This window comes from Niabella terrae, from assembly GCF_054783135.1.
This window is the reverse complement of the sequence record NZ_BAAGRD010000001.1, coordinates 538644-561635: the sequence shown is the minus strand read 5'-3', so window position 1 is coordinate 561635 and position 22992 is coordinate 538644. Positions and strand designations below refer to the sequence as shown.

At 50.9% G+C, this 22992-nt stretch carries 22 protein-coding genes; 7 read left to right on the top strand and 15 right to left on the bottom strand.

Features of this window, described 5'->3' with window-relative positions; genetic code table 11:
* Positions 1-16: 16 nt before the first annotated feature.
* Positions 17-520 carry a hypothetical protein gene (locus tag ACYVI9_RS02515; RefSeq protein WP_460760220.1) on the top strand — a complete coding sequence of 168 codons (504 nt, stop codon included), beginning with the start codon at positions 17-19 and terminating at the stop codon, positions 518-520.
* Here ACYVI9_RS02515 and ACYVI9_RS02510 read toward each other — a convergent pair.
* From ACYVI9_RS02510 to ACYVI9_RS02495, 4 genes are all read right to left on the bottom strand, one after another.
* On the bottom strand, positions 494-1048 hold the full coding sequence (locus tag ACYVI9_RS02510; RefSeq protein WP_460760217.1) for an AAA family ATPase: 555 nt from the start codon (positions 1046-1048) through the stop codon (positions 494-496). The genes ACYVI9_RS02515 and ACYVI9_RS02510 overlap by 27 nt on opposite strands.
* Positions 1041-1679: a nicotinamide riboside transporter PnuC gene (gene pnuC / locus ACYVI9_RS02505; RefSeq protein ID WP_460760215.1), complete on the bottom strand. Its 639-nt coding sequence runs from the start codon at positions 1677-1679 to the stop codon at positions 1041-1043. The genes ACYVI9_RS02510 and pnuC overlap by 8 nt, the downstream gene beginning before the upstream one ends.
* A 39-nt stretch (positions 1680-1718) precedes the next feature.
* Positions 1719-2351, bottom strand: coding sequence for a M23 family metallopeptidase (locus tag ACYVI9_RS02500; protein ID WP_460760212.1), 633 nt, complete (start codon positions 2349-2351; stop codon positions 1719-1721).
* A 63-nt stretch (positions 2352-2414) separates the two neighbouring features.
* Complete coding sequence (locus tag ACYVI9_RS02495; protein ID WP_460760209.1) at positions 2415-3011, bottom strand: NifU family protein; 597 nt, start codon at positions 3009-3011, stop codon at positions 2415-2417.
* 151 nt (positions 3012-3162) lie between these two features.
* Here ACYVI9_RS02495 and ACYVI9_RS02490 point away from each other — a divergent pair, with 151 nt between their 5' ends.
* Positions 3163-3531: an arsenate reductase family protein gene (locus ACYVI9_RS02490; RefSeq protein ID WP_460760206.1), complete on the top strand. Its 369-nt coding sequence runs from the start codon at positions 3163-3165 to the stop codon at positions 3529-3531.
* Between the two features lie 13 nt (positions 3532-3544).
* Here the strand turns inward: ACYVI9_RS02490 and ACYVI9_RS02485 are convergent, their stop codons facing one another.
* The 6 genes from ACYVI9_RS02485 to mqnC all read right to left on the bottom strand — a co-directional run bounded on the left by ACYVI9_RS02485 (position 3545) and on the right by mqnC (position 9196).
* Positions 3545-4816, bottom strand: a complete 1272-nt coding sequence (locus ACYVI9_RS02485; RefSeq protein WP_460760204.1) for a TCR/Tet family MFS transporter — start codon at positions 4814-4816, stop codon at positions 3545-3547.
* 293 nt (positions 4817-5109) lie between these two features.
* Positions 5110-5598, bottom strand: coding sequence for an asparaginase domain-containing protein (locus ACYVI9_RS02480; protein ID WP_460760201.1), 489 nt, complete (start codon positions 5596-5598; stop codon positions 5110-5112).
* 76 nt (positions 5599-5674) lie between these two features.
* The gene (locus ACYVI9_RS02475) at positions 5675-6244 is read right to left on the bottom strand and encodes a pentapeptide repeat-containing protein (protein WP_460760199.1); all 570 of its coding nucleotides are present in this window, start codon (positions 6242-6244) and stop codon (positions 5675-5677) included.
* 27 nt (positions 6245-6271) lie between these two features.
* Complete coding sequence (locus tag ACYVI9_RS02470) at positions 6272-7552, bottom strand: NAD(P)/FAD-dependent oxidoreductase (protein WP_460760196.1); 1281 nt, start codon at positions 7550-7552, stop codon at positions 6272-6274.
* A gap of 17 nt (positions 7553-7569) precedes the next feature.
* Positions 7570-8004, bottom strand: a complete 435-nt coding sequence (locus ACYVI9_RS02465) for a carboxymuconolactone decarboxylase family protein (RefSeq protein ID WP_460760194.1) — start codon at positions 8002-8004, stop codon at positions 7570-7572.
* Between the two features lie 52 nt (positions 8005-8056).
* The gene (gene mqnC, locus ACYVI9_RS02460; protein WP_460760191.1) at positions 8057-9196 is read right to left on the bottom strand and encodes a cyclic dehypoxanthinyl futalosine synthase; all 1140 of its coding nucleotides are present in this window, start codon (positions 9194-9196) and stop codon (positions 8057-8059) included.
* Positions 9197-9421: 225 nt separating this feature from the next.
* Here mqnC and ACYVI9_RS02455 point away from each other — a divergent pair, with 225 nt between their 5' ends.
* Both ACYVI9_RS02455 and ACYVI9_RS02450 read left to right on the top strand, forming a co-directional pair.
* Positions 9422-10687: a retropepsin-like aspartic protease gene (locus ACYVI9_RS02455; RefSeq protein ID WP_460760188.1), complete on the top strand. Its 1266-nt coding sequence runs from the start codon at positions 9422-9424 to the stop codon at positions 10685-10687.
* A gap of 41 nt (positions 10688-10728) precedes the next feature.
* The gene (locus tag ACYVI9_RS02450) at positions 10729-11997 is read left to right on the top strand and encodes a M16 family metallopeptidase (RefSeq protein WP_460760185.1); all 1269 of its coding nucleotides are present in this window, start codon (positions 10729-10731) and stop codon (positions 11995-11997) included.
* On the opposite strand, the gene ACYVI9_RS02445 is transcribed toward ACYVI9_RS02450, so the two are convergent.
* Positions 11979-12647 (bottom strand): LytR/AlgR family response regulator transcription factor, encoded by a 669-nt coding sequence (locus tag ACYVI9_RS02445; protein ID WP_460760182.1) that lies wholly within the window; start codon positions 12645-12647, stop codon positions 11979-11981. The genes ACYVI9_RS02450 and ACYVI9_RS02445 overlap by 19 nt on opposite strands.
* Positions 12648-12661: 14 nt before the next feature.
* The gene (locus ACYVI9_RS02440) at positions 12662-14131 is read right to left on the bottom strand and encodes a sensor histidine kinase (protein ID WP_460760180.1); all 1470 of its coding nucleotides are present in this window, start codon (positions 14129-14131) and stop codon (positions 12662-12664) included.
* A 213-nt stretch (positions 14132-14344) separates the two neighbouring features.
* On the opposite strand from ACYVI9_RS02440, the gene ACYVI9_RS02435 reads away from it, so the two are divergent.
* Positions 14345-15619 carry a M16 family metallopeptidase gene (locus ACYVI9_RS02435; RefSeq protein ID WP_460760177.1) on the top strand — a complete coding sequence of 425 codons (1275 nt, stop codon included), beginning with the start codon at positions 14345-14347 and terminating at the stop codon, positions 15617-15619.
* Between the two features lie 9 nt (positions 15620-15628).
* Here the strand turns inward: ACYVI9_RS02435 and ACYVI9_RS02430 are convergent, their stop codons facing one another.
* Positions 15629-16687 (bottom strand): DUF4421 family protein, encoded by a 1059-nt coding sequence (locus ACYVI9_RS02430; RefSeq protein WP_460760174.1) that lies wholly within the window; start codon positions 16685-16687, stop codon positions 15629-15631.
* 166 nt (positions 16688-16853) lie between these two features.
* Here ACYVI9_RS02430 and ACYVI9_RS02425 point away from each other — a divergent pair, with 166 nt between their 5' ends.
* Positions 16854-18179 (top strand): polysaccharide deacetylase family protein, encoded by a 1326-nt coding sequence (locus ACYVI9_RS02425; RefSeq protein ID WP_460760171.1) that lies wholly within the window; start codon positions 16854-16856, stop codon positions 18177-18179.
* Between the two features lie 44 nt (positions 18180-18223).
* On the opposite strand, the gene purH is transcribed toward ACYVI9_RS02425, so the two are convergent.
* Positions 18224-19747, bottom strand: coding sequence for a bifunctional phosphoribosylaminoimidazolecarboxamide formyltransferase/IMP cyclohydrolase (purH, locus tag ACYVI9_RS02420; RefSeq protein WP_460760168.1), 1524 nt, complete (start codon positions 19745-19747; stop codon positions 18224-18226).
* 18 nt (positions 19748-19765) lie between these two features.
* On the bottom strand, positions 19766-20455 hold the full coding sequence (locus ACYVI9_RS02415; RefSeq protein ID WP_460760165.1) for an aspartate/glutamate racemase family protein: 690 nt from the start codon (positions 20453-20455) through the stop codon (positions 19766-19768).
* Between the two features lie 204 nt (positions 20456-20659).
* Between ACYVI9_RS02415 and ACYVI9_RS02410 the strand changes: the two genes are divergently transcribed.
* The gene (locus tag ACYVI9_RS02410; protein ID WP_460760162.1) at positions 20660-22954 is read left to right on the top strand and encodes a GH92 family glycosyl hydrolase; all 2295 of its coding nucleotides are present in this window, start codon (positions 20660-20662) and stop codon (positions 22952-22954) included.
* Positions 22955-22992 lie beyond the last annotated feature (38 nt).

Genomic DNA, 22992 nt, shown 5'->3' with positions numbered 1-22992 from the left:
TGCTTAGGTTTGTACCATGAGAGCAGCCTGGCCGATATTCCTGATACTGTTACCCTTTGGTGCTATCTGTCAGCAGGCCTTTCTGTTTGTCAAAAAGGGAGGACGCAAAAAAGCCATTTTTGTGCAGGGGGATCCGATCCGGCTCGTAACCACCGATGGTTTCAGGATGGACGGCCGGATTAAGCTGCTGGAAGGCGACACCATCTATCTGACAGAAGACCGCCAGCTCAGTACCGGCCAGGTAGGCCGTGTATTGAAGAATGTGCGGGACAAATCCTGGGTACCCGATACCTATACCCTGTTATTGATAACCGGCGGGGCAGCGCTGACGACTGCCGGCCTGACATTAAGTGATCAGGCCAGCTTTAAACAGGCGGCACTGGCTGGGGTGGTCATTGGCTATGGGCCACTGCTGATCCGGTATATCTGGAATAAGATGACCTGGTTGATCCGCCGTAAATATTACCCCATCGGCAATCGGTACCGGCTGCAGTTACTGGACCTCAGACCTCCTGTTTAGTAAGCGGTCTACCGCTTCCGTCGCGGTCTTCAACCGTTGCTGCTCCCGTCCTTTGATTTCCACCCAGGGTGTAGCCTGGTTGATGAGCAGGTCCTTGTAAATTTTAAACAGGGTTTCGCGGGTTTTCAGATCGGGATATTCCCGTAGTTCATCACGGGTCCAGGGTAGGTCGGTATTGCATAAAAGGTAAAGATCATAGGGGCGTCGGACGATTTCCTCGAGGATAAACGGATGGCAACGGCCGAAAACAAACTCACACCAGACTTTCATCACATACATATCGGTATCAATAATCAGTAGCGGTGGGCCGTTTCCCGCAAGAGTCGCAGCAGTATAACGATCTTCCAGTGCCAGCTGGCCCCGGGCAATTTCAGCCAGGTCCTCAAAACTGTAATCAGTGCCATTTTCCAATAGATACTGACGGGCATATTCAGCACACCATTGGGTCTGGTAATGGGCAGCCAGCTGACCGGCAAGGGTGCTTTTGCCGGTACTTTCCGGTCCAATAATGACAATTTTCTTAATCATGTGTCGATTTTACTAGAGCGGCACTGCGGCGCCAGTCCCTTAGCCCTCCAACGGCCAGTACCAGCAATACCAGATAATAGACGCTGGTGAAAACCAGACCTTTGACAAAATATAGCGGTATGGCGCTGATATTGGTAAGGATCCACCAGTACCAGCTTTCTACTTTCTTTCGGGTCATCAGCCACATACCGGTAAAGGCACTGGCCGAAGCCAGACTGTCCGCCCAGGGGATGGCGCCTGGCGCAAATTCCTGTTTCAGATAGCTCAGGGCTATGAAAATCAGGCAGTAAAAAAAGCCGAAAAAAAGGAGTTGCTGTCCCCACTGTCTTGCCGTTGAAAACTGTACCCGGACCCTCAACTGCTGCGACTGGTCCTTCCGCGTCCAGAGAATCCAGCCATATACATTCATGACCGTATAGTAAAAATTAACGGTAGCTTCCCCGAAAAGATGGTATTTAAAACTCAGGAAAATGTAAATAATCGTATTGAGCAGTCCGGTGGGATATACCAGGATATTTTCCTTCCGACTGTACCAGACGCTGGCAATGCCCGCAAAAACAGCCAGGTATTCTGCCCAGCCGGTCTGGCGCATTCCCCGGATGAAAGCCTCCACTATTTGCTGTAAGTCCAACAGGAACGGTTTTCGATAAACCTACGGAAAAAATTTGTATCAACGGCCTGCTTCTGCCTGGTCTACAGGATGCTGATAGGATTTTATGGCCTTCAGGTACCGGACGCCATCCGCTGTATAAAAGCGGGTCGGAATCTGGATCCAGCCCCCCTGGCTGTTGCGGCCCCAGACAATAAAATGCAGATGCGGAAAATAGGTATAACCGGTATTGCCGCTTAAGGCAATGGGCTGACCGGCCTGCACACTGTCACCGGGCTGCACCAGGGCCCCTTTATGGCTGAGATGCCAGTAACCGGCCCGGGTACTGTCGGCATGCTGAATGATCAGGTAATTGGCATGACGGCGACTGTTTTTACCGATGCCGCCCTTGCTGCCATCTTCTTTGACCCGGACAACGACGCCGCCCCTGGCAGCGCAGATAACAGAACCCCGAGGCATTTTAAAATCCAATGCTGCCCGCCGTTTGTGGGTAAACTGGGTGAAATATCCCTGCACCAGTGTATGGCGGACGCCAGGGGGGTAGGGCAGATGGTAGATGAAACTCGTCGTGTCGATCGTGATACCTCTTTGCAGCAAATGGGTTTCCCGACGCATGGGGTTGTGCATATAGGCGCAGGCAGGTAAAGAAAACAGCCCCAGTACCAACAATATTTGCGCAACGAACTGACGCATCCTTGCCGAAAATAAAAAACGCCATCCAAAGATGACGTTTAAAACTTTATTATAATCTTAATTTTACTCAGATTCAGCAACCACTTCTTTTACTTCCGGGATCATCCTTTTCATCATGCCTTCGATGCCCGCTTTCAGGGTAATCATTGAAGAAGGACAACCACTACAGCTTCCCTGCATCATCAGGTTCACGACACCGTCATCATAGCTTTTAAATTGGATGGCGCCACCGTCCATTTCGACGGCCGGTTTTACATAGTTTTCCAGCAGTTCCTTAATACGTTTTACGACATCGTCATCATCCGCCGAGACTTCATTACTACTTTCTTTTTTCACTTCCACAACTTCGTCTTCGTTGATGACCGGTTTTCCTTCCTCCAGGTAGTCTTTTAAAAACTGCCGGATTGAGGGTGTGACATCCATCCATTCCGCATCAGGCGTTTTGGTCAGGGTCACAAAATTACTGGCGATAAATACCGCGCGGATAAATGGAAAACCAAACAGTTCAGTGGCCAGCGGTGAAGGCTGGGCACTTTCAGCATCCGGAAAATCAATGCTTTTACCCGGATAGAGCAGCTTGTTGGCCACAAACTTCATGGTTTCCGGATTGGGTGTCATTTCCGTATAGATACTAATTACTGGGTTGCCGGTTTTAATCATGTTCTTGATAAATTAATACGCAAAGATAACAAATCTGGTTGGAAAAAGGTTCTGAGCTGCCAAACGGAGACGGAGGGGCAGCCGGCTTTCCTATCTTTGGCGCCTGACCGTTTCTGACCAGGAGGCCTTTGTATTTAAAGAAATGTATTATATGATAAAACTGTATTATCTCTCTACCTGTGATACCTGTAAAAGGATTTTATCGGAGCTGGGCCTGGCGAAGCCCCGGCCGGGGCTGGAATTACAGGACCTGAAAACCGCGCCGGTAACCACCCGACAGCTGGAGCAGCTAAAGGCCCTGGCCGGCAGCTACGAGGCCCTGTTCAACCGCCGATCGATAAAATACCGTGAAATGGGCCTTAAGGACCAACCACTTACGGAGTCCGATTATAAGCAACTCCTGCTTCAGGAATATACCTTTCTGAAAAGGCCAGCCGTGATTATTGGCAACCGGCTTTTTGCCGGATCAGAGAAAAAGACCGTCGAGGCGCTGGCCCAGGCCCTTAAGGAACTGAAATAGGCCCCGGCACAGGCTAAGTGGCCTGATCCGTTGCTGTTGCCGCAGACCGGGATTTGGTCGCCGGTTGCAATAACTGGCTTCTGCGACTCAGAAAACGATAGGAAATTACCGTACTGATCAACATCAGCAGCGCGCCCAGTAAGAAGGGCGCCCCGGGAAAATGCCAGCGGCTGTCTTCCAGGGTGGCATAATAAAACAGCCGGGTCATGATAAAAGGGCCGATGATAGAAGTCAGGCTCATCAGACTCGTCAGACTACCCTGAAGAATCCCCTGCTGGTTGGCCGGAATATACCGGGTAATCAGGGACTGTAGCGCCGGCCCGGCAATACCTCCCAGACAATAGGGGATCAGAAATACATACATCATCCAGCCAGCACTGGCAAAGGCAAATAAGACCAGACCCACGGTATAGAGCAGGAGGCCCAGGTAAGTGCTGCGGGCGTCGCCCAGCCGGGGATTGACGACCCGGATCAGGCCGCCCTGGACCAGTCCCACCAACACACCGACGATGGTCAGCGAAATACCGACCTGGCGCTCGGTCCAGTTGAATACATACATGGTGAAATAGCTCCAGTTGCTTTGAACGGCATGGGCCGCCAGGTAGATACATCCAAAAGCGAGTACCAGACCGGTAATCTGCCTGTTTTTGAGAAAAAACTGTAAGGATCCCACAGGGTTGGCCTTCTTCCAGTCAAAGGCGCGCCGGTTCTCGGGTTTCAGGGATTCAGGCAGGACAAAATAACCGTAAAGAAAATTGATAAAACAAAGGATGGCGGCCGCGTAGAAGGGTGCCCGGATGCCCCAGGAAGCCAGCAGCCCCCCCAGACCGGGTCCCAGAATAAAGCCCAATCCGAAAGCGGCACCAATCAGCCCGAAATTCTTGGCCCGGTTCTCATCGGTACTGATATCGGCAATATAGGCGCTGGCGGCTGTAAAGCTGGCGCCGGTGATACCGGAGAGTATCCGGCCGACAAAAAGCAGGGTATAATTATGGGCCAGGGCCAGAATGATATAGTCAAAACAAAAACCCAGCAGGGATAGCAGGATGACGGGTCTGCGCCCAAAACGATCACTGAGGCTGCCCATCAGCGGCGCACAGAGAAACTGCATCACCGCAAAAGCCACGATCAGGTCGCCGCCCCATTTGCTGGTCTCGTTGATGGGTACCTGTTTCAGTTCTGCCAGCAGCCGGGGCATTACCGGAATAATCAATCCCCAGCCAATAACATCAATGGTCAGGGTAATAAAGATAAAGCCAATAGCTGCGTTCTTTGAAGCCTTCATAGTTGAAAATAAGGCTGCAAAGATGGAGAAATTTTCCGGTCAGGACAGGAAAGGAAAGCAACTGTTTTATAAACCGTGCCGTAAAACCCAAAAGTCTTTAGCTTTTGGGATCTAAGGCACAAAATTGTTTTCTTGTATAATACTGATATTTGCAACATCAGTATAAGATGTAAAAACCTCGTAAGGGACTTGCGCGTACACCTGTGGAGTGATCGTAAGACTTCTAACTCCTCGGAGCAGTAAGCAAATCGCTGTGAAGCACGTAGCACATTGGTCTTTAGCCAATGGGTAGTTCACTTCAGGGTTTCGAATACGCCCGAAGTCCGGTTCTTGCGTACATTATCCCAGTTGAAATAGCCGCCGTTCATGGCTACATAAACGCCATGGGGCAGGGTCTGGGCGAAAGCCAGAGCACTACCCAGATTAAACAATCCATCGGAACTACCAAATTTTATGGGGATCATGGCGCCGGTCAGTACAATGGTTTTGTTTTTAATTGCCCCGGCCAGCACCGCAGCTGTTTGGGCCATGGTATCGGTACCATGAGTGATAATGATCCGTTCTTCTGCGCACTGTTCACATTGGTAAGCAATCAGTTCGCGATCTTCATCGGTCATTTCAAGGGAGTCGATCATCATCAGGGTGCGGATTTGTACGGGCACTTTGTTCCTGCCTTTTTCCAACAGTTCCTGCATATGGGTATCCTTGAAATACAGGGTACCGTTCAGCATATTGTATTCCTTGTCAAAAGTGCCGCCTGTAATAAAAATTCTGATCGACATGGGTTCATTGTTTAAGGCTCAAAAATAATCATATTTGGGCAGGCGGACCTGGTTGCGGACAGGCTGGGCACCCAGCTCATTTGATAACAATATCGTAAGGATATAGTAATCCGGCCAGTCCGGCGGTCGTAAAAATGGCTTTTTTAATACTGTTTTGTGCGGGATCGATACGGTAATCATAAGCAGTACTGAAGTCGGTGCCCTCCAGTCGGCTGTGATCGAACAGCGCACCGGCGAGATTACAATCCTCCAGCTGCAGGCCGCTCAGGTTGGCTTCGCTGAAATCAACTTCCTGTAAACTGCATTTAAGGAACCGGCAGCTTTTGAGGTTCAGTCCATGGAAACCCGACAGGTTGAGGACCGTATCCGTAAAAAACGCACTGAAGATCGCAGGGCTGCATTTGTCAAAATAAGTGCCGATGCATTTGCATTGCGTAAAATTGCAGCCGCTGATCCGGGTCTGTACCAGGGCCGTATTGCTCAGGTTGCATTTTTCGAACCGGCAGTCGATAAAGGCAAAACCGCTCAGATCTGCACCCGTCCAGTCCATACCTGTAAACTGACAGCCCTCATAAGTGCCGGAGGCGAAAACGCCGGCCGGTGCCATAGTGGCGTCAAAAATCTGATCTTCAAAATAATGATCCATAAACGGAAGGATTTCCGGTGGTACTGTTTAACTGATGATTTGCTGATCCTTGTCTTCCGGTCGGATGATCATACGAAAGGACTGGTCTTTACTGAAGTAGGCGATGACCCAATTACCCAGGGTCCGCAGTCGGTTCTTTACCGTCAGCAGACTCATGACATGGATGAACAGCCATACTGCCCAGGCGATAAATCCGTTGAAATGCAGTTTCGGCCTGGGTATATCGGCCACTGCTTTATTCCGGCCAATAATGGCCATGGATCCGCGGTCCTGATAATTAAAGGGTTGTCGCCGATCCGGATGCGAAAGGTTGCGGGCCAGACGCTTTCCCTGCTGGATGGCCACCTGTGCTACTTGTGGGTGGCCTTTGGGAAATCCCGGGTCGGTGGTTTGCAGACAGGTATCTCCAATTGCATAGATATTTTCAGTGCCGAGCACCTGGTTAAAGGCATCTACCAGCGTGCGTTTGCCGGGTCCGATACTTTCGGCGGGAATGCCCTCAAACGGCACCGCTGAAACCCCGGCAGCCCAGATCAGGTTTTTGGTAAGGATAAATCCATCATCAATAAACTGGACTTTTTCACCATCGTAATCTTTGACCCGGGTATTGAGCATTACTTTAACGCCCAGCCGTTCCAGGGATTTTTGGGAATATTGCTGGGAACCGGCAGACATCGGGCCCAACACAGCATCGCCGCCGTCCACCAGGATGATTTCTCCCAGGCCCTTGCCCAGTTCAGGATAATCCTTGGCAATAATACTCTGCCGCATTTCTCCGAACATTCCTGAGACTTCCACGCCTGTGGGGCCGGCGCCCGCGATGACAAAAGTCAGGAGCTTTCTTTTGATATCCAGGTCCCGGGTCCGGGAGGCTTCTTCCAGTCTTTTGAGTAAGAGGTTGCGCATGGCCAGCGCATCGCTCAGGGTCTTCATCGGAATGGCATATTTTTTTACATTCTCCATCCCGAAATAATTGGTGACCGCACCTGTTGCCAGCACCAGGATATCATAGTCGACGGTACCGGTGGTCAACTGGACCCTGTTTTCGGAAGGAAGTATTTTTTCCAGGCTACCCATCCGGAACCTTACGGTTGATTTGTTTCTCAGGAACTTGCGGAACGGATAGCTGATACTGGAAGGTTCCAGAAAACCTGTCGCCACCTGATAAAGCAGGGGAGGGAAAAAGTTATAATTATTGGTGTCCACCAGCGTAATCCTGTATTGCCGGTTGCCCGCGAGTTTCTTGACCAGGTTCACACCTGCAAATCCGCCACCAATGATGACCAGTTTTTTAATTTCTTTTTCCATTTCCGCTTCTTTAGGTTTTATAATGCGGGGACTTTGTGAAAAGTGATCGCCACCCGGTTGAGCATATTCATATGCGCAATTGCCAGACTCAGGTCCGTCAGGTCCTTCTCACCAAAAACACGCAGTGCTTCGGTAAAGACGGCTTCCGGCACTTCCTGGTCACGGAGCAGGGTCATGGCTTCTGCCAGTTCCAGGGCCGCCCTTTCCTTTTCGGAAAAAAAAGGCATTTGTCTGAAGATGACCACCGCATTCAGCTGACGGGGGTTGGCACCGCCGGCGACGGCATCCCTGAAATGGAGGTCCACGCAATAGGGACAGCCATTGATCTGGGATACCCTCAGGTAAACCAGGTGCAGGAGGTCCGAAGCCAGGGTACTGGTCTTCAGGTATCCATACATGGATAAAAGGGCCTTATAACCCTCCGGCGCTGTTTTACTATAATCGATTCGCATTGTTTGAATTTTACAGGGATCAGGGCTTTTGTCTTTCAACAAGTTCAGGGGGTCAATAGTTGACCACCTGTTCTTCAATGGTCTCCGGAATGACCCGCCATTCATAAAGCTGATTGCGAAGCTGGGGTTCAAACCCTGCCTGCCGGATGGCTTCCTGAATCGACTTATAGGTAAACCGGTGCGGTGCACCCGCCGCACTGACCACATTTTCTTCAATCATGATGCTGCCAAAATCATTGGCGCCACTATGCAGACATAGCTGTGCGGTCGCCTTGCCTACGGTAAGCCAGCTGGCCTGAATATTTTTTATATTGGGCAACATGATCCGGCTCAGGGCAATCATGCGGATGTATTCATCTGCTGTGGTCAGGTTGTGTACACCCCGGATACGGGTCAGCAGGGTATCTACATCCTGGAAAGTCCAGGGTATAAAGGCCAGAAAACCATTGGTGCTGCCGGGGCGCCGTCCCTGCACTTCCCTGATTTTCACCAGATGTTCGAATCGTTCTTCAATGGTCTCCACATGTCCGAACATCATGGTGGCGGAGGTTGTAATGTCCAGTTTATGGGCTTCGTGCATGATGTCCAGCCATTCCTGGGCGCCACATTTTCCTTTGCTGATCAAACGGCGTACCCGGTCTATCAGGATCTCAGCGCCTGCGCCGGGCAGGGAATCCATACCGGCTTCTTTCAGGGCCCTGAGTACCTCATGGTGCGTAATACTGCTGTTCTGGCGTCTTTCCAGTTTGGTGATATGTGCGACTTCGGGCGGACCCAGCGCATGCAGCCGGATGTCCGGAAATTCGGCCTTGATGGCACTGAAGGTATCCACGTAAAACTGCAGGCCGAGCTCGGGATGGTGGCCCCCCTGCAGGAGTAACTGGTCCCCGCCATAACGGATGGTTTCGGTAATTTTTTTCCGATAAGTATCCATATCGGTGATATAGGCTTCGGGATGGCCTGGTATCCGGAAAAAATTACAGAATTTACAGTTGGCGATGCATACATTCGTCGTATTGACATTGCGGTCGATCTGCCAGGTAACTTTTCCATGCGGTACCTGTTGCTTGCGCAACTCATCTGCCAGATACATTAAATCACTTAAAGGCGCTTTATGATAGAGATATACGCCTTCTTCCACACTAAGGCTTTCAAAAGCGGCGGCTTTCTTATAGAGATCACTGAGGTTCATAGTCGAACTTAAATTATGGGTAAAGGTACAAAAAAGCCGGCGGCTTCATTGTGTTTCTACCTGCCGGCACCGGATGGACCCCTGTTTCAGCGGGATTTCACCGTTTATACAAAAAGCCACCCGTTTTTTTGTTAAATGAACTAACTTGAAGACCGGAAACCCGTTCAGGGAACTGTAAATCCGTTCATACCCTGCATCCGGCGCATGAAAATCATTGCTTGTATATTGTTAATAGTAATTACCGGTCGGGCAACCGGACAGGAGGAATTTGTGGATCCGCCCAGTGTGGAACTTACCCGCATTCCCTTTACGCAGTATACCGGTGGCGTCGTGGTGCTGCAAGCGCTGTTGGAGGATCATAAGGACACCCTGAATTTTATACTGGATACCGGCAGTGGCGGCATCTCGCTAGATTCCAGCACCGTGCTTAGTCTGGGATTACAACCCTCAGAACCGGAACGCCTGATCCGCGGTGTGGGTGGGATCCGCAAAGTAGGCTTTCTGAAAAACAAGCGTCTCAGGGTGAACGACCTGGTGATCGACTCGCTGAATTTTCATATCATCGATTATGGAATTCTTTCGACACTCTATGGTCAGAAGATCGACGGCATCATTGGGTATTCGGTGCTCAGTCGCTATATCCTTAAGATAGATTACGAAACCAGGGAACTTATTTTCTGCAGCAGCGGTTCCATCCGCTATCCCAAAGGGGGGCTGCTTCTGAGGCCCCGGCTGACTACCCTGCCCTTTCTCTCGGGAAGCGTTAAAGATGCCGATCGCTATCCGTTTAATTTCCTATTTGATATCGGTGCCGGTTTGACGGTTCTTTTTTCAGAAGATTATGTACAGGACAGTTTGCTGCTGAAAAAGAAGCGGAAAAAATACCTGAAACAGGGTGAAGGATTGGGCGGTAAAGTCATCTTTGAACTCAGTGTGATCCGGGAACTCAAAATCGGCAATTATAAGTTTAAAAATGTGCCCATTAATATATTTGACGACCAGTACAATGTAACCTCCTATCCGGTACTGGGCGGTCTGATCGGCAATGATATTTTCAGACGGTTCAATTGCATTCTGAACTATCCCAAACGTCAGATTTTTATTACGCCGAACAAGTTTTTCCGGGACCCCTTTGACTATGCCTATTCGGGCGTAGAACTTTATATGATCGATGGCCGGGTACTGATTGGTGATATTCCCAAGGGCTCGCCTGCTGATAAGGCAGGACTGAAAGCAGGAGATGAAGTCCTTTCGGTCAACCGGCGTTTCGGACAACCCCTCAATGAATACAAACAGGCCCTGCAATCCACTTATGGCCCGGTGGACCTGATTGTAAAAAGGGGCGAGCAGCTGCTGGAGAAGCGCATGAAAGTCATCAATATTCTCAGTGGCAAGGCGATATCCAATCAGAGTATCGGAAATACATTCCGAAACAGCATCCGGATCCGGACCTATTCAGACGCCACCACAGGCCCTTTCCGCAACGAGTAAACCTTGTTGCCGGATAAGTCAAATCCGCTTACTTTCGCAGCATGGTTGAGTTTGAAAAATTTGAACTGGCAAACGGATTGCGGGTGATCGTGCACCAGGACCGTTCCACACCTATGGCGGTGATGAATGTACTCTATGATGTGGGTGCCCGCGATGAAGATCCCCGGCAGACAGGATTTGCGCATTTATTTGAACACCTGATGTTCGGCGGATCCGTAAACATAGATGTCTATGACGAACCCCTGCAGATGGCCGGGGGCGAAAATAATGCCTATACGACCAACGATCTCACCAATTATTATATCCAGTTGCCGGCAGCCAATCTGGAAACCGCTTTCTGGTTGGAAAGCGACCGGATGCTTTCGCTGGCATTCAGTGAGAAAAGCCTTGAAGTCCAGCGTAAGGTCGTTTGTGAGGAGTTCAAGGAACATTATATCGACAAGCCCTATGGCGACGCCTGGTTCAGGCTGCGGGAGCTGGTCTACAAGGAGCATCCCTATAGATGGATGACTATCGGAAAAGAATTGGCCCATATAGAAACAGCCCGGCTGGAAGATGTCCGTAATTTCTTTTTCAGGTTTTACCGGCCCAATAATGCCATTTTGGTCGTCGCCGGCGATGTGGAGATCCCCACGGTTCGTGCGCTGGCAGAAAAATGGTTCGGAGCAATTCCGGCAGGTGCGCCTTACGAGCGCCGTTTACCGCAGGAGCCGCAACAGACGGAAGCCCGGCGGATAGAGCTGAAAGCCGATGTGCCCCTGGATGCATTTTATAAATGCTGGCATATTGGCGGAAGGACCAGCGAAGGCTATCATGCCGCTGACCTGCTGACCGATCTGTTGGGCGGGGGTGCCTCTTCCAGGCTCTACCAGCAACTGGTCAAGGAGCAGCAGCTCTTTGTCTATATCCAGTGTTATCATTTTGGCAGTCTGGATCCCGGCCTGATCTGTATCGAAGGCAAGTTGGCGAAAGGCACTGATATCCGGACGGCAGAGGCGGCGGTGCAGGCGATTCTGGAGGATTTTAAAAGCAACCTGGTCGCTGAGGCCGAACTGCAGAAAGTAAAGAACAAGACGGAGAGTATCATGGCTTTCGAAGATATGAGCGTGCTGAATCGCGCTACCAGTCTGGCTTTTTATGAGCTGCTGGGAGATGCTTCGCTGATGAATACCGAACTGGAAAAATATGCCGCTGTGCGCCGGGAACAGATTCAGGAGGCCGCCCGGGAAATTTTTACAGAAACCAACAGTTCTACGCTCTATTACCTGAGCGCAGCCAACCACGTAGCCGATCAGCCGACTTCAAACTGATAGGTATTGCCGATAGGTAATTCCCGGAGCCCGATCAGCACCACCTGCTTGCTGTAACGGTCTACTTTCTGATTGGCTACGATATAACTGCGATGGATTCGGGTAAATAACCGGCTGGGCAGCAGGGACTCCATTTCAGTAATCGAGGCGCGGGTCAGCAGTTTGCGGTTATTTTCGAGTAGCAGACTGCTGTAATTGCCGGCAGCTTCCACATAGTATATTTCTTCGAAAAACACTTTCACCTGCTGGTACCCGTCCTTCAAAAACAGGAAGTCCTCGGGTTCCTGGGTGGTTTTCAGGAGCATCAGTTCCCGGGCGCGGTTGCAGGCTTTTAGGAACCTTGCCAGCGAAAAGGGCTTCAGCAGGTAATCCACGGCGTCAACTTCAAAACCTTCCACAGCATGTTCACTATAGGCCGTGGTAAAGATCACCATCGGCGGCCGGGTCAGGGATTTAAAAAATTCAATGCCGCTGATATCCGGCATTTTAATATCCAGGAGGATCAGATCCACCGGCTCCTGCTGTAGATACTGTGCTGCTTCAAATGCATTCGTAAAGCATCCTTTGAGTTCCAGGAAGGGTACTTTGGAAGCATGATTTTTTATCACTTCCAGGGCGATGGGTTCATCATCTATGGCGATGGTTATCACAATTCAGGTATTCGTTACAAGCGGATGGTTAAATGTACAAAAAATTCCCGGCTGGTCTCGCGGATTATCAGCTCATGTTGCCCGGGATAGAGTAGTTCCAGCCGGCGCTGCACATTATTGAGACCGATACCGTTATTCCCTTTTTCCGGATCCTGTATATTTTTGGGATGCACGCTGTTATGTACGTCAAAATACAACACTTTGTCACGGGTATGCAGGCTGGTTTTGATAAAGGAAGGCTGCTGCAGACTGATGCCGTGTTTAAAGGCATTTTCGACAAAGGGAATCAACAGCATGGGTGAGATTTCCAGCGGTTCCAGCTGTTCCTCTATCTGGGTTTGTATCTGGATTTGGGGCGATGTTGCCGTGCGCAGTTGCTGCAGGTCGATATAGTTTTTTAAATAGTCGACCTCCCGGGCCAGTCCGATCCGGTGCTGCAGGTTTTCATGCAGCATGAAACGCATCATATCGCCCAGTTTCTGGATCCCCTCACCGGTGCGGATGGCTTCCTCCTGGAGGGCGGTACCATAGAGGGTATTGAGGGCATTAAACAAAAAATGCGGATTGATTTGTGCCCGCAGCAGTTCCAGGTTGGCCTCGGAGGAACCCAGGGCAGTCTGAAGCTGTTGTTTTTCGGAGCTGTTTTTGAAGAAAAACCAGATCAGGGGCAGCAGGACCAGCAGGCTGGGGAAGAAGATCAGAAAAAATGCCGGAAGGAACACATGGTCATTTGTCATGGCGGCAATCAGTGCCGCTGCCAGCAAGCTGAGTACAAAGACGAGGACCAGCGTCTGCCAGATATAACTGAGGCTGCGCGGTCCTTTCTGAGCGGCAACCGGGATCAGGTAACTGACATGCAGCAGGACAATGATCAGGATATAAGGAATGATAATCAGGGTAAATACCACTCCGCCCATGATACCATTGGAGCCGAAGATAAGCAAGAGCAGGGCCCAGACAATCACTCCGCAGAGGATGCTTACCGTCCGGTTACGTTTCTTTTTGCTGATCCGGGTTGATTGAATCAATTGAAATATCCAGTCCTTGAGGATAAAATAGGCTGCACAAATCAGGAAAACGATCGCCACCGTGGTAAAGCTGTCGATAAAAACATCCGTATAAAACGCATCCCGGTCGCTGAACTTCCCGAATTTCCAGCCCTGTGCGTAAGTATTGCTGACCGAAACCGCAGTCGCCACCAACAGATACAATCCGAAAATGCCGCCGGTTTTTGCCCAATTGTCTTTGCCTTCGCCGATCAGTGTGGGTAATGACAGATAAGCCAGGTAATAGATAAAGACCTGCGCCAGATAGGGCAGAAACAGATGTTTCCAGAAATGAAACCGGATCCCGTATGCATTAAACTCGTGCACGTTCTGGTGGCCCGCATCCTTGCTCATGGCCAGCAGGGAGAGGATCAGGGCGGCAGCGACCAGGGTCAGGATCCAGAATTCTATCTTATTGTATTTTGCTTTTAAAGTCATCGTGTATTTTTTTGTTTTACGATCCTGGTCACCGGCCTGCAGATGGGTGCAGTTTCGTTGTGATGAATACCGCTGGCCTCATGTGGAACGCTGCTGCAAGATTAATACAAAGCAGCAGATCACCCGTCGGTCGGGGGACGAAATGCCGCTAAAAAGGGATGAAATCTGATTTGGCAGGCATTGCACTATATTTGCCGCCTAATTTTTAAATGCATGTTGAACAGGAAAACAGCGCCCCCCATTGTGGATGCAGTGGATTTTAATCTGAAACTGCAGCCCTATCAGAAATACGTCCTCCGGAACGGTGTCGAAGTGTATGCACTGGATGCCGGTACGGAAGAAGTCCTGTTGATCGAATGGGTTTTTGATGCCGGCAACTGGTATGAGGAAAAGAATCTGGTAGCTGCTGTTACCAACTTTCTGCTGAAAAACGGCACAGCCGGCAAATCCGCTTTTGAACTCAATGAGCATTTTGAATATTATGGGGCCTACCTGAACCGTAACAGTGGCGCTGAATTTGCCAATATCAGCCTGCATTGCCTGAATAAACATACCGAGCTACTGCTGCCCGCAGTCCGGGAAATTATTACGGAGTCCGTTATGCCGGCTTCCGAACTGGAAATCGCCGTGCAGAATATGAAACAGAAACTGGATGTGAACCTGAAGAAAAGCAGTTTTGTAGCCGGCCGACTGATGGATACTTACCTGTTCGGTGCGGGCCATCCCTACGGGAGGTTCAGCAGTCATGAAGATTTTGATGCCATTACCCGGGAGGACATCACGGCGTTTTATGATCAGTATTACCGTTCCGGAAGCTTTAAAATATTTGTGGCCGGTAAACTGCCTTCCAATCTGGAAGTCCTGATGAACCGGTATTTTGGAGATCTGCAACAGGGCCTGCCGGTGCAGGTTGCGCATCCGGGTCAACCGGCCGAAACCCGAAGCCACCGTATTGTCAACGATACTGCCAGTTCCCAGGGATCCATCCGGCTCGCCCGCCCCTTTGGCAACCGGAAGCACGAAGATTTTATGAATGCACAGGTGCTGAATGTGCTTTTCGGTGGATTTTTTGGCAGCCGGCTGATGGCCAATATCCGCGAAGACAAGGGTTATACTTACGGGATCCATAGTTTTCTGATGGGTAACAAGTCCGAAAATGGCTGGATGATTTCTACAGAAGCCGGCCGTGATGTCTGTGAAGCTGCCATCGATGAAGTGTATAAAGAAATGCAGCGGCTCCGCGAAACCCCGGTACCAGCGCAGGAGCTGATGCTGGTAAAGAATTTTATGATGGGCTCGATTCTGGGTGATCTGGATGGTCCCTTTCAGATTATGAACCGCTGGAAAACCATCATTCTCAATGAACTGGATGCGGACTATTTTCAACGTTCTGTAGCAAATATCAAATCCATCCAGGCCGCTACCCTGCAGGAGACGGCTTCCAGGTACCTGGTGCCGGAGGATTTTTATGAATTAATTGTAACCTGAGTTTCAGGCTCAGTTGACCAGGAATCCCAGTCCGATCCGGTTGATTAGTTTCTGGGCCCAGCCCGTAATTTTTGGAATGGTCCGGCCGGCATCCAGTCTTCTTACATAGAGTAGTTTATAATTATCATTATAATTCAGGTAGCGGCCGTCCAGTTCGGTAGCCTTGAAGAAAAGCCGGTTGGAGGTATAGGAGAGACCCAGCCCCCAATGTGGTCCATTATAACCCAGGGCCGCCTTGCCTTTCAGGTTGGGATTAAACCGCCAGACGGTTTCGGCCGCCCCCTGTGTATCCCATTCCCTTATATAACTCAGATCGGCGTTCAGACTGGCCAGGGCGGTAATAAAAAAATGCTGTCGGAAGACCAGACTGTAGCCATAGCCCGCTCCCGGTCCGAAACTGATAAAATGCATCCGGCGGACATCGGCATGGGGATAGGCATCTGCCAGCCGGGATGGGATAAAAGCACTGTCAGCAAGAACGGAACCGAAGAAAGCTTCGCCGCCATACAGCAGGGAGCCCGCTGACTTTTTTTGTTGACCATCCAGCAGAAATGGCGCCTGAGCGGTAAATTTCCGGTCATTGCGGATCAGGGTCACTGTACTGCCATAGAGGCGGGTCTGGATATCAGGCCGGGTATAAAAATGGCCAGCCTGACTTTGCAAGGCTGGCTGGGGCGCGAGATAGAGTCCCCTGTATTGCTGAAAATAAATATCGGCCAGTACTTTTTTACCCGTAAGGCTCAGTTGCAGGTTCAATTGTTTGGTGGTACCCTTTTCTGCAGCATAGGAAGGGTCGAGTTTTCCGAGGCCGACCGTACCGGACAGGTTGATAAAATCATGGCCCACGGAAAAACCAAATCGACCGGGACTGTTGGACAGGTACTTCAGGGCATGGGCCGCATCGGGGGCATTCATCTTAAAAGCCGTGGACTTCTTGGTAAAAAGCGCACCCAGTGTGAGCTTGTCCCGGTAGGACACGTAATAACTGGTATCATAGCGTTCCGCCCGATACTGGCCCCATAAGGGACGGCTGGTGATTATCAGCAGCAGCAGCAGGAGATATTTCATAAAGTGAGCCATATAATCTTCAGCTAAATTAAAGAATGGATCTCAGATCCACCGATCTTTCGGCTGGCTGTATTGCAGCGTCAGGCTTGGTTTGGCCGGCGCCGGCTGCACCTGGGAAAATTGTCCCCAAAACTTCTAACTTTGGTCACCAGATTATTCCCGCCCCATGAAACAGACAGGTATACTGGTTTATAGCGATTTCCTGAGTGCCCGACTGCAATACAGCATGGATTGCTGTGCGGCATTGACGGGTAGTGGCCCCTGGGAATTAACCAGCGATGCGGATCGCTTTAACCAGGCTTCCGGTCCCCGGATCAATTACAGCCATCAGTCATTTGAAGGCACCTGTTTGCAGATTCTGCCCCAGGGCCTGTTACGGGAAACCGGTATCCGGCAGCTGCCGATCACTTGCAGTTTATGGGAGGGATTGCCGGTTTTTTTTCAATCGGAAGCCGGCTTGGGCTTTGACCTGCCGGCAGCCCTGTTCTACCTGCTCAGCCGCTATGAGGAGTATCTGCCCCAACCTACGGATCGTTACGGGCGCTTTGATCACCGGGCTTCGCTGGCCTACCGGGAGGGTTTTTTGCGGCAACCCCTGATCAATCAATGGATGGAGGCGCTGAAGAACCGGCTCAGGGCAATATATACCGGGATTCATTTCGCTTCGGCTTCTTTTTCATTTTTACCTACTTATGATATCGATATGGCCTGGTCTTACCGCCATAAGGGCTGGCTGCGTAACGCCGGTGGGGCCCTCGGTGATCTGGTCCAGGGTCGATTCCACGCCCTGCTGAACCGGGCAGCCGTACTCTCGGGCAACAGCCAGGATCCTTTTGATACGTTCGATCAGCTGGAGCAGCTGCATACCGAAGCAGCCATACAGCCCCGCTATTTTTTTCTGGTGGCGCCACGCAGGGGAGCAAAGGACAAGAACATTCATCCCCGTCATCCGGAAATGCAGGCATTAATCCGTCGGCTCAGCCGGCGCCGGGACTGGGGCCTGCACCCTTCCTGGCAAAGTGGCGACCGGGCTTCGGGCCTGACAGAAGAACAAGAGCTGCTGGAATCGATTACAGGTATTCCGGTGAACGCTTCCCGCCAGCATTACCTGCGACTTCAATTGCCTTTGACCTACCGGCAGTTAATCGCCGCCGGTATCGGGGAAGATTACTCCATGGGCTACGCGGGTGCCAGCGGGTTCCGGGCTTCGGTCGCCCGTCCCTTTTTCTGGTACGATCTGCCGGGTGAAACCATTACACCGCTGAAAATTTATCCTTTCTGTTATATGGATGCCACCGCCATTTATTACGAAAAATACGGACCGGAACAGGCGTTTGAAACCTCGCTGGCCCTAGCCCGCGAAGTGGCAGCGGTCAACGGCTTGTTTTGTGGCATCTGGCATAATGACCTACTGGGCCGGCAACCTGAAGCCGAAGGCTGGGATGCAGCACATTCCCGCCTGATCAGTGCCATAAAAAACCGGCAATGGTAATCGCCGGTTTTCAATGATATCGCTGATGCCGAAGCAGGGCGGATTTAGTGTCTGAAATGCCGCATGCCGGTCATTACCATTGCCAATCCATTTTGCAAACAGTAATCAATGGAGTCCTTATCCCGGATGGAACCGCCAGGCTGGATAAAGGCCTGAATGCCGGCTTCGTGACTCATGCGCACACAGTCATTGAACGGGAAAAAGGCATCACTGGCCAGTACGGCGCCTTCGAGGTTGAACTGAAACTGTTTTGCTTTCTCAATCGCATGCCGCAAGGAATCGATTCGGCTGGTCTGGCCACAACCCTTTCCTACCAGCTGGCGGTCTTTCACCAGGGCAATGGCATTGGATTTAAGGTGTTTGCAGACGATATTGGCAAAACGGAGGTCATCCTGCTCGGCCGGACTTGTCTGGCGACCGCCCACTTCTTTCCAGTCCTGATAATTGCCTTCGTCTGTAGCCTGTACCAGGACACCGTTCAGCAGGGAAGAAAATTGCTGTCCTGCCGCGGGCTGTGTCTTGAGTTGTAACAGAATACGGTTCTTTTTGCTTTTTAATATCTCCAGGGCCTCGGCGTCAAATGCCGGCGCGATCAGCACTTCAAAGAAAAGCTCGTTGATGGCATGGGCGGTGGTCGCATCAATCGTTCCATTGGTCACCAGCACGCCTCCAAATGCACTTTCAGGATCGCCCGCCAGGGCCGCGGTCCAGGCTTCACTTACCGTCTCTCTGAGGGCGACACCGCAAACATTGGTATGTTTAATGATGGCAAATGCGGTGGGCTTAGGCTCGAATTCGGTAATCAGTTGTATGGCTGCATCCACGTCAACCAGGTTGTTGTAGGATAACTCTTTTCCGTTGAGCTGATCAAAGCGTTGCGTCAGATCCCCGTAAAACACACCGGGCTGGTGGGGGTTCTCGCCATAACGCATGGCTTTGGGATGGGTTGCAGAAAACAGGAAATATTCAGATTGCAGGTTGCCTGCATTGAAATAATTAGAAATGGCCACATCATAGTGGGCCACAATTTCAAAGGCCTTGGCGGCAAACAGCCGGCGCTGTTCCAGGCTGGTGTTGCCCTGACCGGATGCCAGTATTTCAGTAATTGCCGCATAGTCTTTTTTGGCAGCGACCACCAGTACATCCTTAAAGTTCTTGGCAGCAGCCCGGATCATCGAGGGGCCGCCAATATCGATTTTTTCTATAATGGCTTTCTGGTCGTCCGTTGCAGCAAGGGTTTCCTCGAAGGGATAAAGGTCCACAATCACCAGATCGATTTCAGGGATTTTATACTGTTGCATTTCCTGAAGATCAGTATCCAGGTCGCGGCGGCCCAGGATACCACCAAATACGCCGGGATGCAATGTTTTTACCCGACCGCCCAGGATGGAGGGATAGCTGGTCAGGGATTCCACCGGCGTGACCTTGATGCCGAGTGCTTCGATAAATTGCTGCGTTCCGCCGGTAGAATAGATGGTAATGCCCAGCCGGTCCAGTTCCTTAACGATCGGCTCCAGGCCGTCTTTGTAAAAAACAGAGATCAGCGCTGATTGTATTTTTTTGTCCATAAGTGATGTATAGATAATTTAACTTAATGCGAATTCAACGGCGGCCGCCGCATGGATTTTAGTGGTGTCAAAAACCGGGAGTTCCAGATCTTCCTGCTGTATCAGCAGCGGGATTTCCGTGCAGCCCAGGATGACGCCTTCGGCGCCCCGCTGCGCCAGATGCTCTATTACATCCAGGTAGCGGGCTTTGCTGGCAGCGGTAACGATCCCCAGATGGAGTTCTTCATCCAGAATCTTCACTACCGCATCAAAATCTTCCCCTTCGGGAATCAGGGGTGTGATGCCTGCCTGGCGCAGGGCGTCTTTAAAGAAATCTTCCTGCATTGTAAAACGGGTACCCAGCAAACCTACTTTTTTCAGCCCTTGTTTGCGCAGGACATTACAGGTGGCTGTCAGGATATTGATCAGGGGCAGCTCGGTCCGGGCCTGCAAACGGTCGGCCAGCAGGTGCATGGTATTGGCGCAGAGCACCAGACCTTCAGCACCGGCGGCTTTCAGGGCATCAGCAGCCTGCAGCAGCAATGCGAAAGTGCTTTCCCAGTCACCCCGCTGATTGTTGTCATGAATCTCCTGAAAATTCAGGGAATAAATAAGGCATTCTGCAAAATTCAGCCCCCCCAAACGGGCATTAATCCCGGTATTGATATACTTGTAGTAATCAGCGGTCGAGACCCAGCTAATACCACCAACAAGTCCTAATTTCCGCATGTATTAATGATTGAAAGCTTCTGAAAAGAAGCGCAAAGTTAGGTTAATGTGGATGGATTTCAAAGCGGACGCTCCGGGGTAGGGACCTGAACGGTCCCTGCCCCGGCAGGCTTCGACCCGGAAAGGCAACCGAAAGGAATTGGCAGAAAGCCTTTGTCCGGAATTCCTGCCCTATTTAAAAGCCTGAATGAATAACTTAGCAGCATGAAGCAACATAGCATATTATTGGGGCTGCTGTTACTGGCGGGCAGCGGTCTGCAGGCGCAAACGGAATTGATCCGTTACGTCAACCCCCTGATCGGCACCGAGAAAATGGGTCATACCTATCCGGGTGCGACCGCACCGTTCGGATCGGTACAGCTCAGTCCCGATACCGATACCATTCCTTATGAAGTCGATGGTAAGTATAATGGACAGGTTTACAAATACTGTGCAGGTTATCGCTATGAAGATCCCACCATCGTGGGTTTTAGTCATACCCATTTCAGTGGAACCGGACATTCGGATCTGGGGGACTTCCTGATTATGCCTACGACGGGCGCCCTGCAGCTGAATCCCGGGACGGCAGATCATCCCGAATCCGGCTACCGTTCGCGGTATTCCCATGCCGATGAAATCGCGGAACCCGGTTATTACAGTGTACGCTTGCAGGACGACAGGATACGGGCCGAACTGACGGCTACCACCCGGGTGGGTGTACATCGCTACCATTTCCCCGCTACCGACCAGGCACATATCATTTTCGATCTCACATCGGGTATTTATAATTACGAAGGCAAGAACGTATGGACATTTGTACGGGTGGTCAACGACAGCCTGGTTACGGGCTATCGTCAGACCCACGGCTGGGCCCGGACCCGCACTGTTTATTTTGCCATGCGTTTTTCAAGACCTTTCCGCAGTTACGGAGCCCGGCAGTACGATCCTCCACAAGCCTACCGCGGCTTCTGGAGAAAATTCGATCAGCAACATAATTTTCCCGATATCGCCGGTCATAATATTCGCATGCATTTTGAATATGATATGACCACGGACAGCAGCCTGGGCATTCAGCTGGCAATCTCTCCGGTCAGTCAGTCCAATGCCCTGGAGAACCTGCGTCAGGAAACACCTGACTGGGATTTTGATGCCATCCGGGCCCGCACCCAACAGCAATGGGAAAAAGAACTGAGCAAGATTCAGATTACGGCGGCCCCTGATGAGAAAGTCAATTTTTATACGGCACTCTACCATAGCTTTATCAGCCCCACCATCTATACAGATGCAGATGGCAGCTATAAGGGACTCGATCAGGAAATCCACCAGGCGGAGGGCTTCACCAATTATACCACTTTTTCTTTGTGGGATACTTACCGGGCCCTGCATCCTTTTTTTAATCTCATACAGCCGTCCAGAAATAATGATATGGTACATTCTATGATGGCACATTATCGGCAAAGTGTGCTGAAAATGCTGCCGGTCTGGTCGCATTATGCCAATGATAACTGGTGTATGAGCGGATATCACAGTGTAACCGTAATTGCAGATGCGATCATCAAGGGCGTGTATACGGGCGATGCACAGCAGGCACTGGAAGCCTGTGTAAAGACGGCTTCCCATCGAAATTATGAAGGTATTGGCTCCTATATGGACCGGGGCTATATTGCAGATGAAGAAAGCAGGGTATCGGTATCCAATACACTGGAGTATGCCTATGATGACTGGGCCATTGCCCAACTGGCCCGGCACCTGAACCGTCAGGATATCTATGCGCAGTTCATGAAGCGTTCCCGCAACTGGAAGCAGGTCTTTGACGATGCGACAGGTTTTATGCGACCCCGCAAAGCAGATGGCAGTTTTAGGAAAAACTTTGATGTCCAAAGTACAGAGGGCCAGGGATTTATTGAAGGAAATAGCTGGAATTACAGCTTTTTCGTGCCGCAGGATCCTGCTGCCCTGGCCACCGCTATGGGCGGTCCCCAACGGTTTGCTGCCAAGCTGGACAGTTTGTTCTCCATGCACCTGCCGGATGCTTTTTTTGCCCATACGGAAGATATCACACGCGAAGGCATCATCGGCGGCTATGTCCATGGGAATGAACCGGCCCATCATGTAGCCTATCTTTATAACTGGAGTACCGAGCCCTGGAAAGCCCAGTCCACCATTCGGATGATCCTGAACCATCAGTACAAGCCGACACCTGATGGTCTGGGCGGGAACGACGACTGCGGCCAGATGAGTGCCTGGTATATGTTCTCCGCCATGGGATTCTATCCCCTGGCGCCGGGCGGCGGGTCCTATAGCCTGGGCAGCCCTCTGGTGGAAAAAGCGGTCCTTCATCTGGAAAACGGTAAAACCTTTACCGTTGAGGCGGTGAATCAGGGTCCTAAAAACGTATATGTACAGAAAGTCCTGCTCAATGGAAAGCCGATTACCAACCGGCAGTTACAGCACCATGATATCATCAACGGAGGCCGCCTGCAGTTTTATATGTCCGGCCAACCCAATAAAAAACCGTGAGTTGGCTGCCGCTCATCCCATTTTCGGCAGCCGGCCCG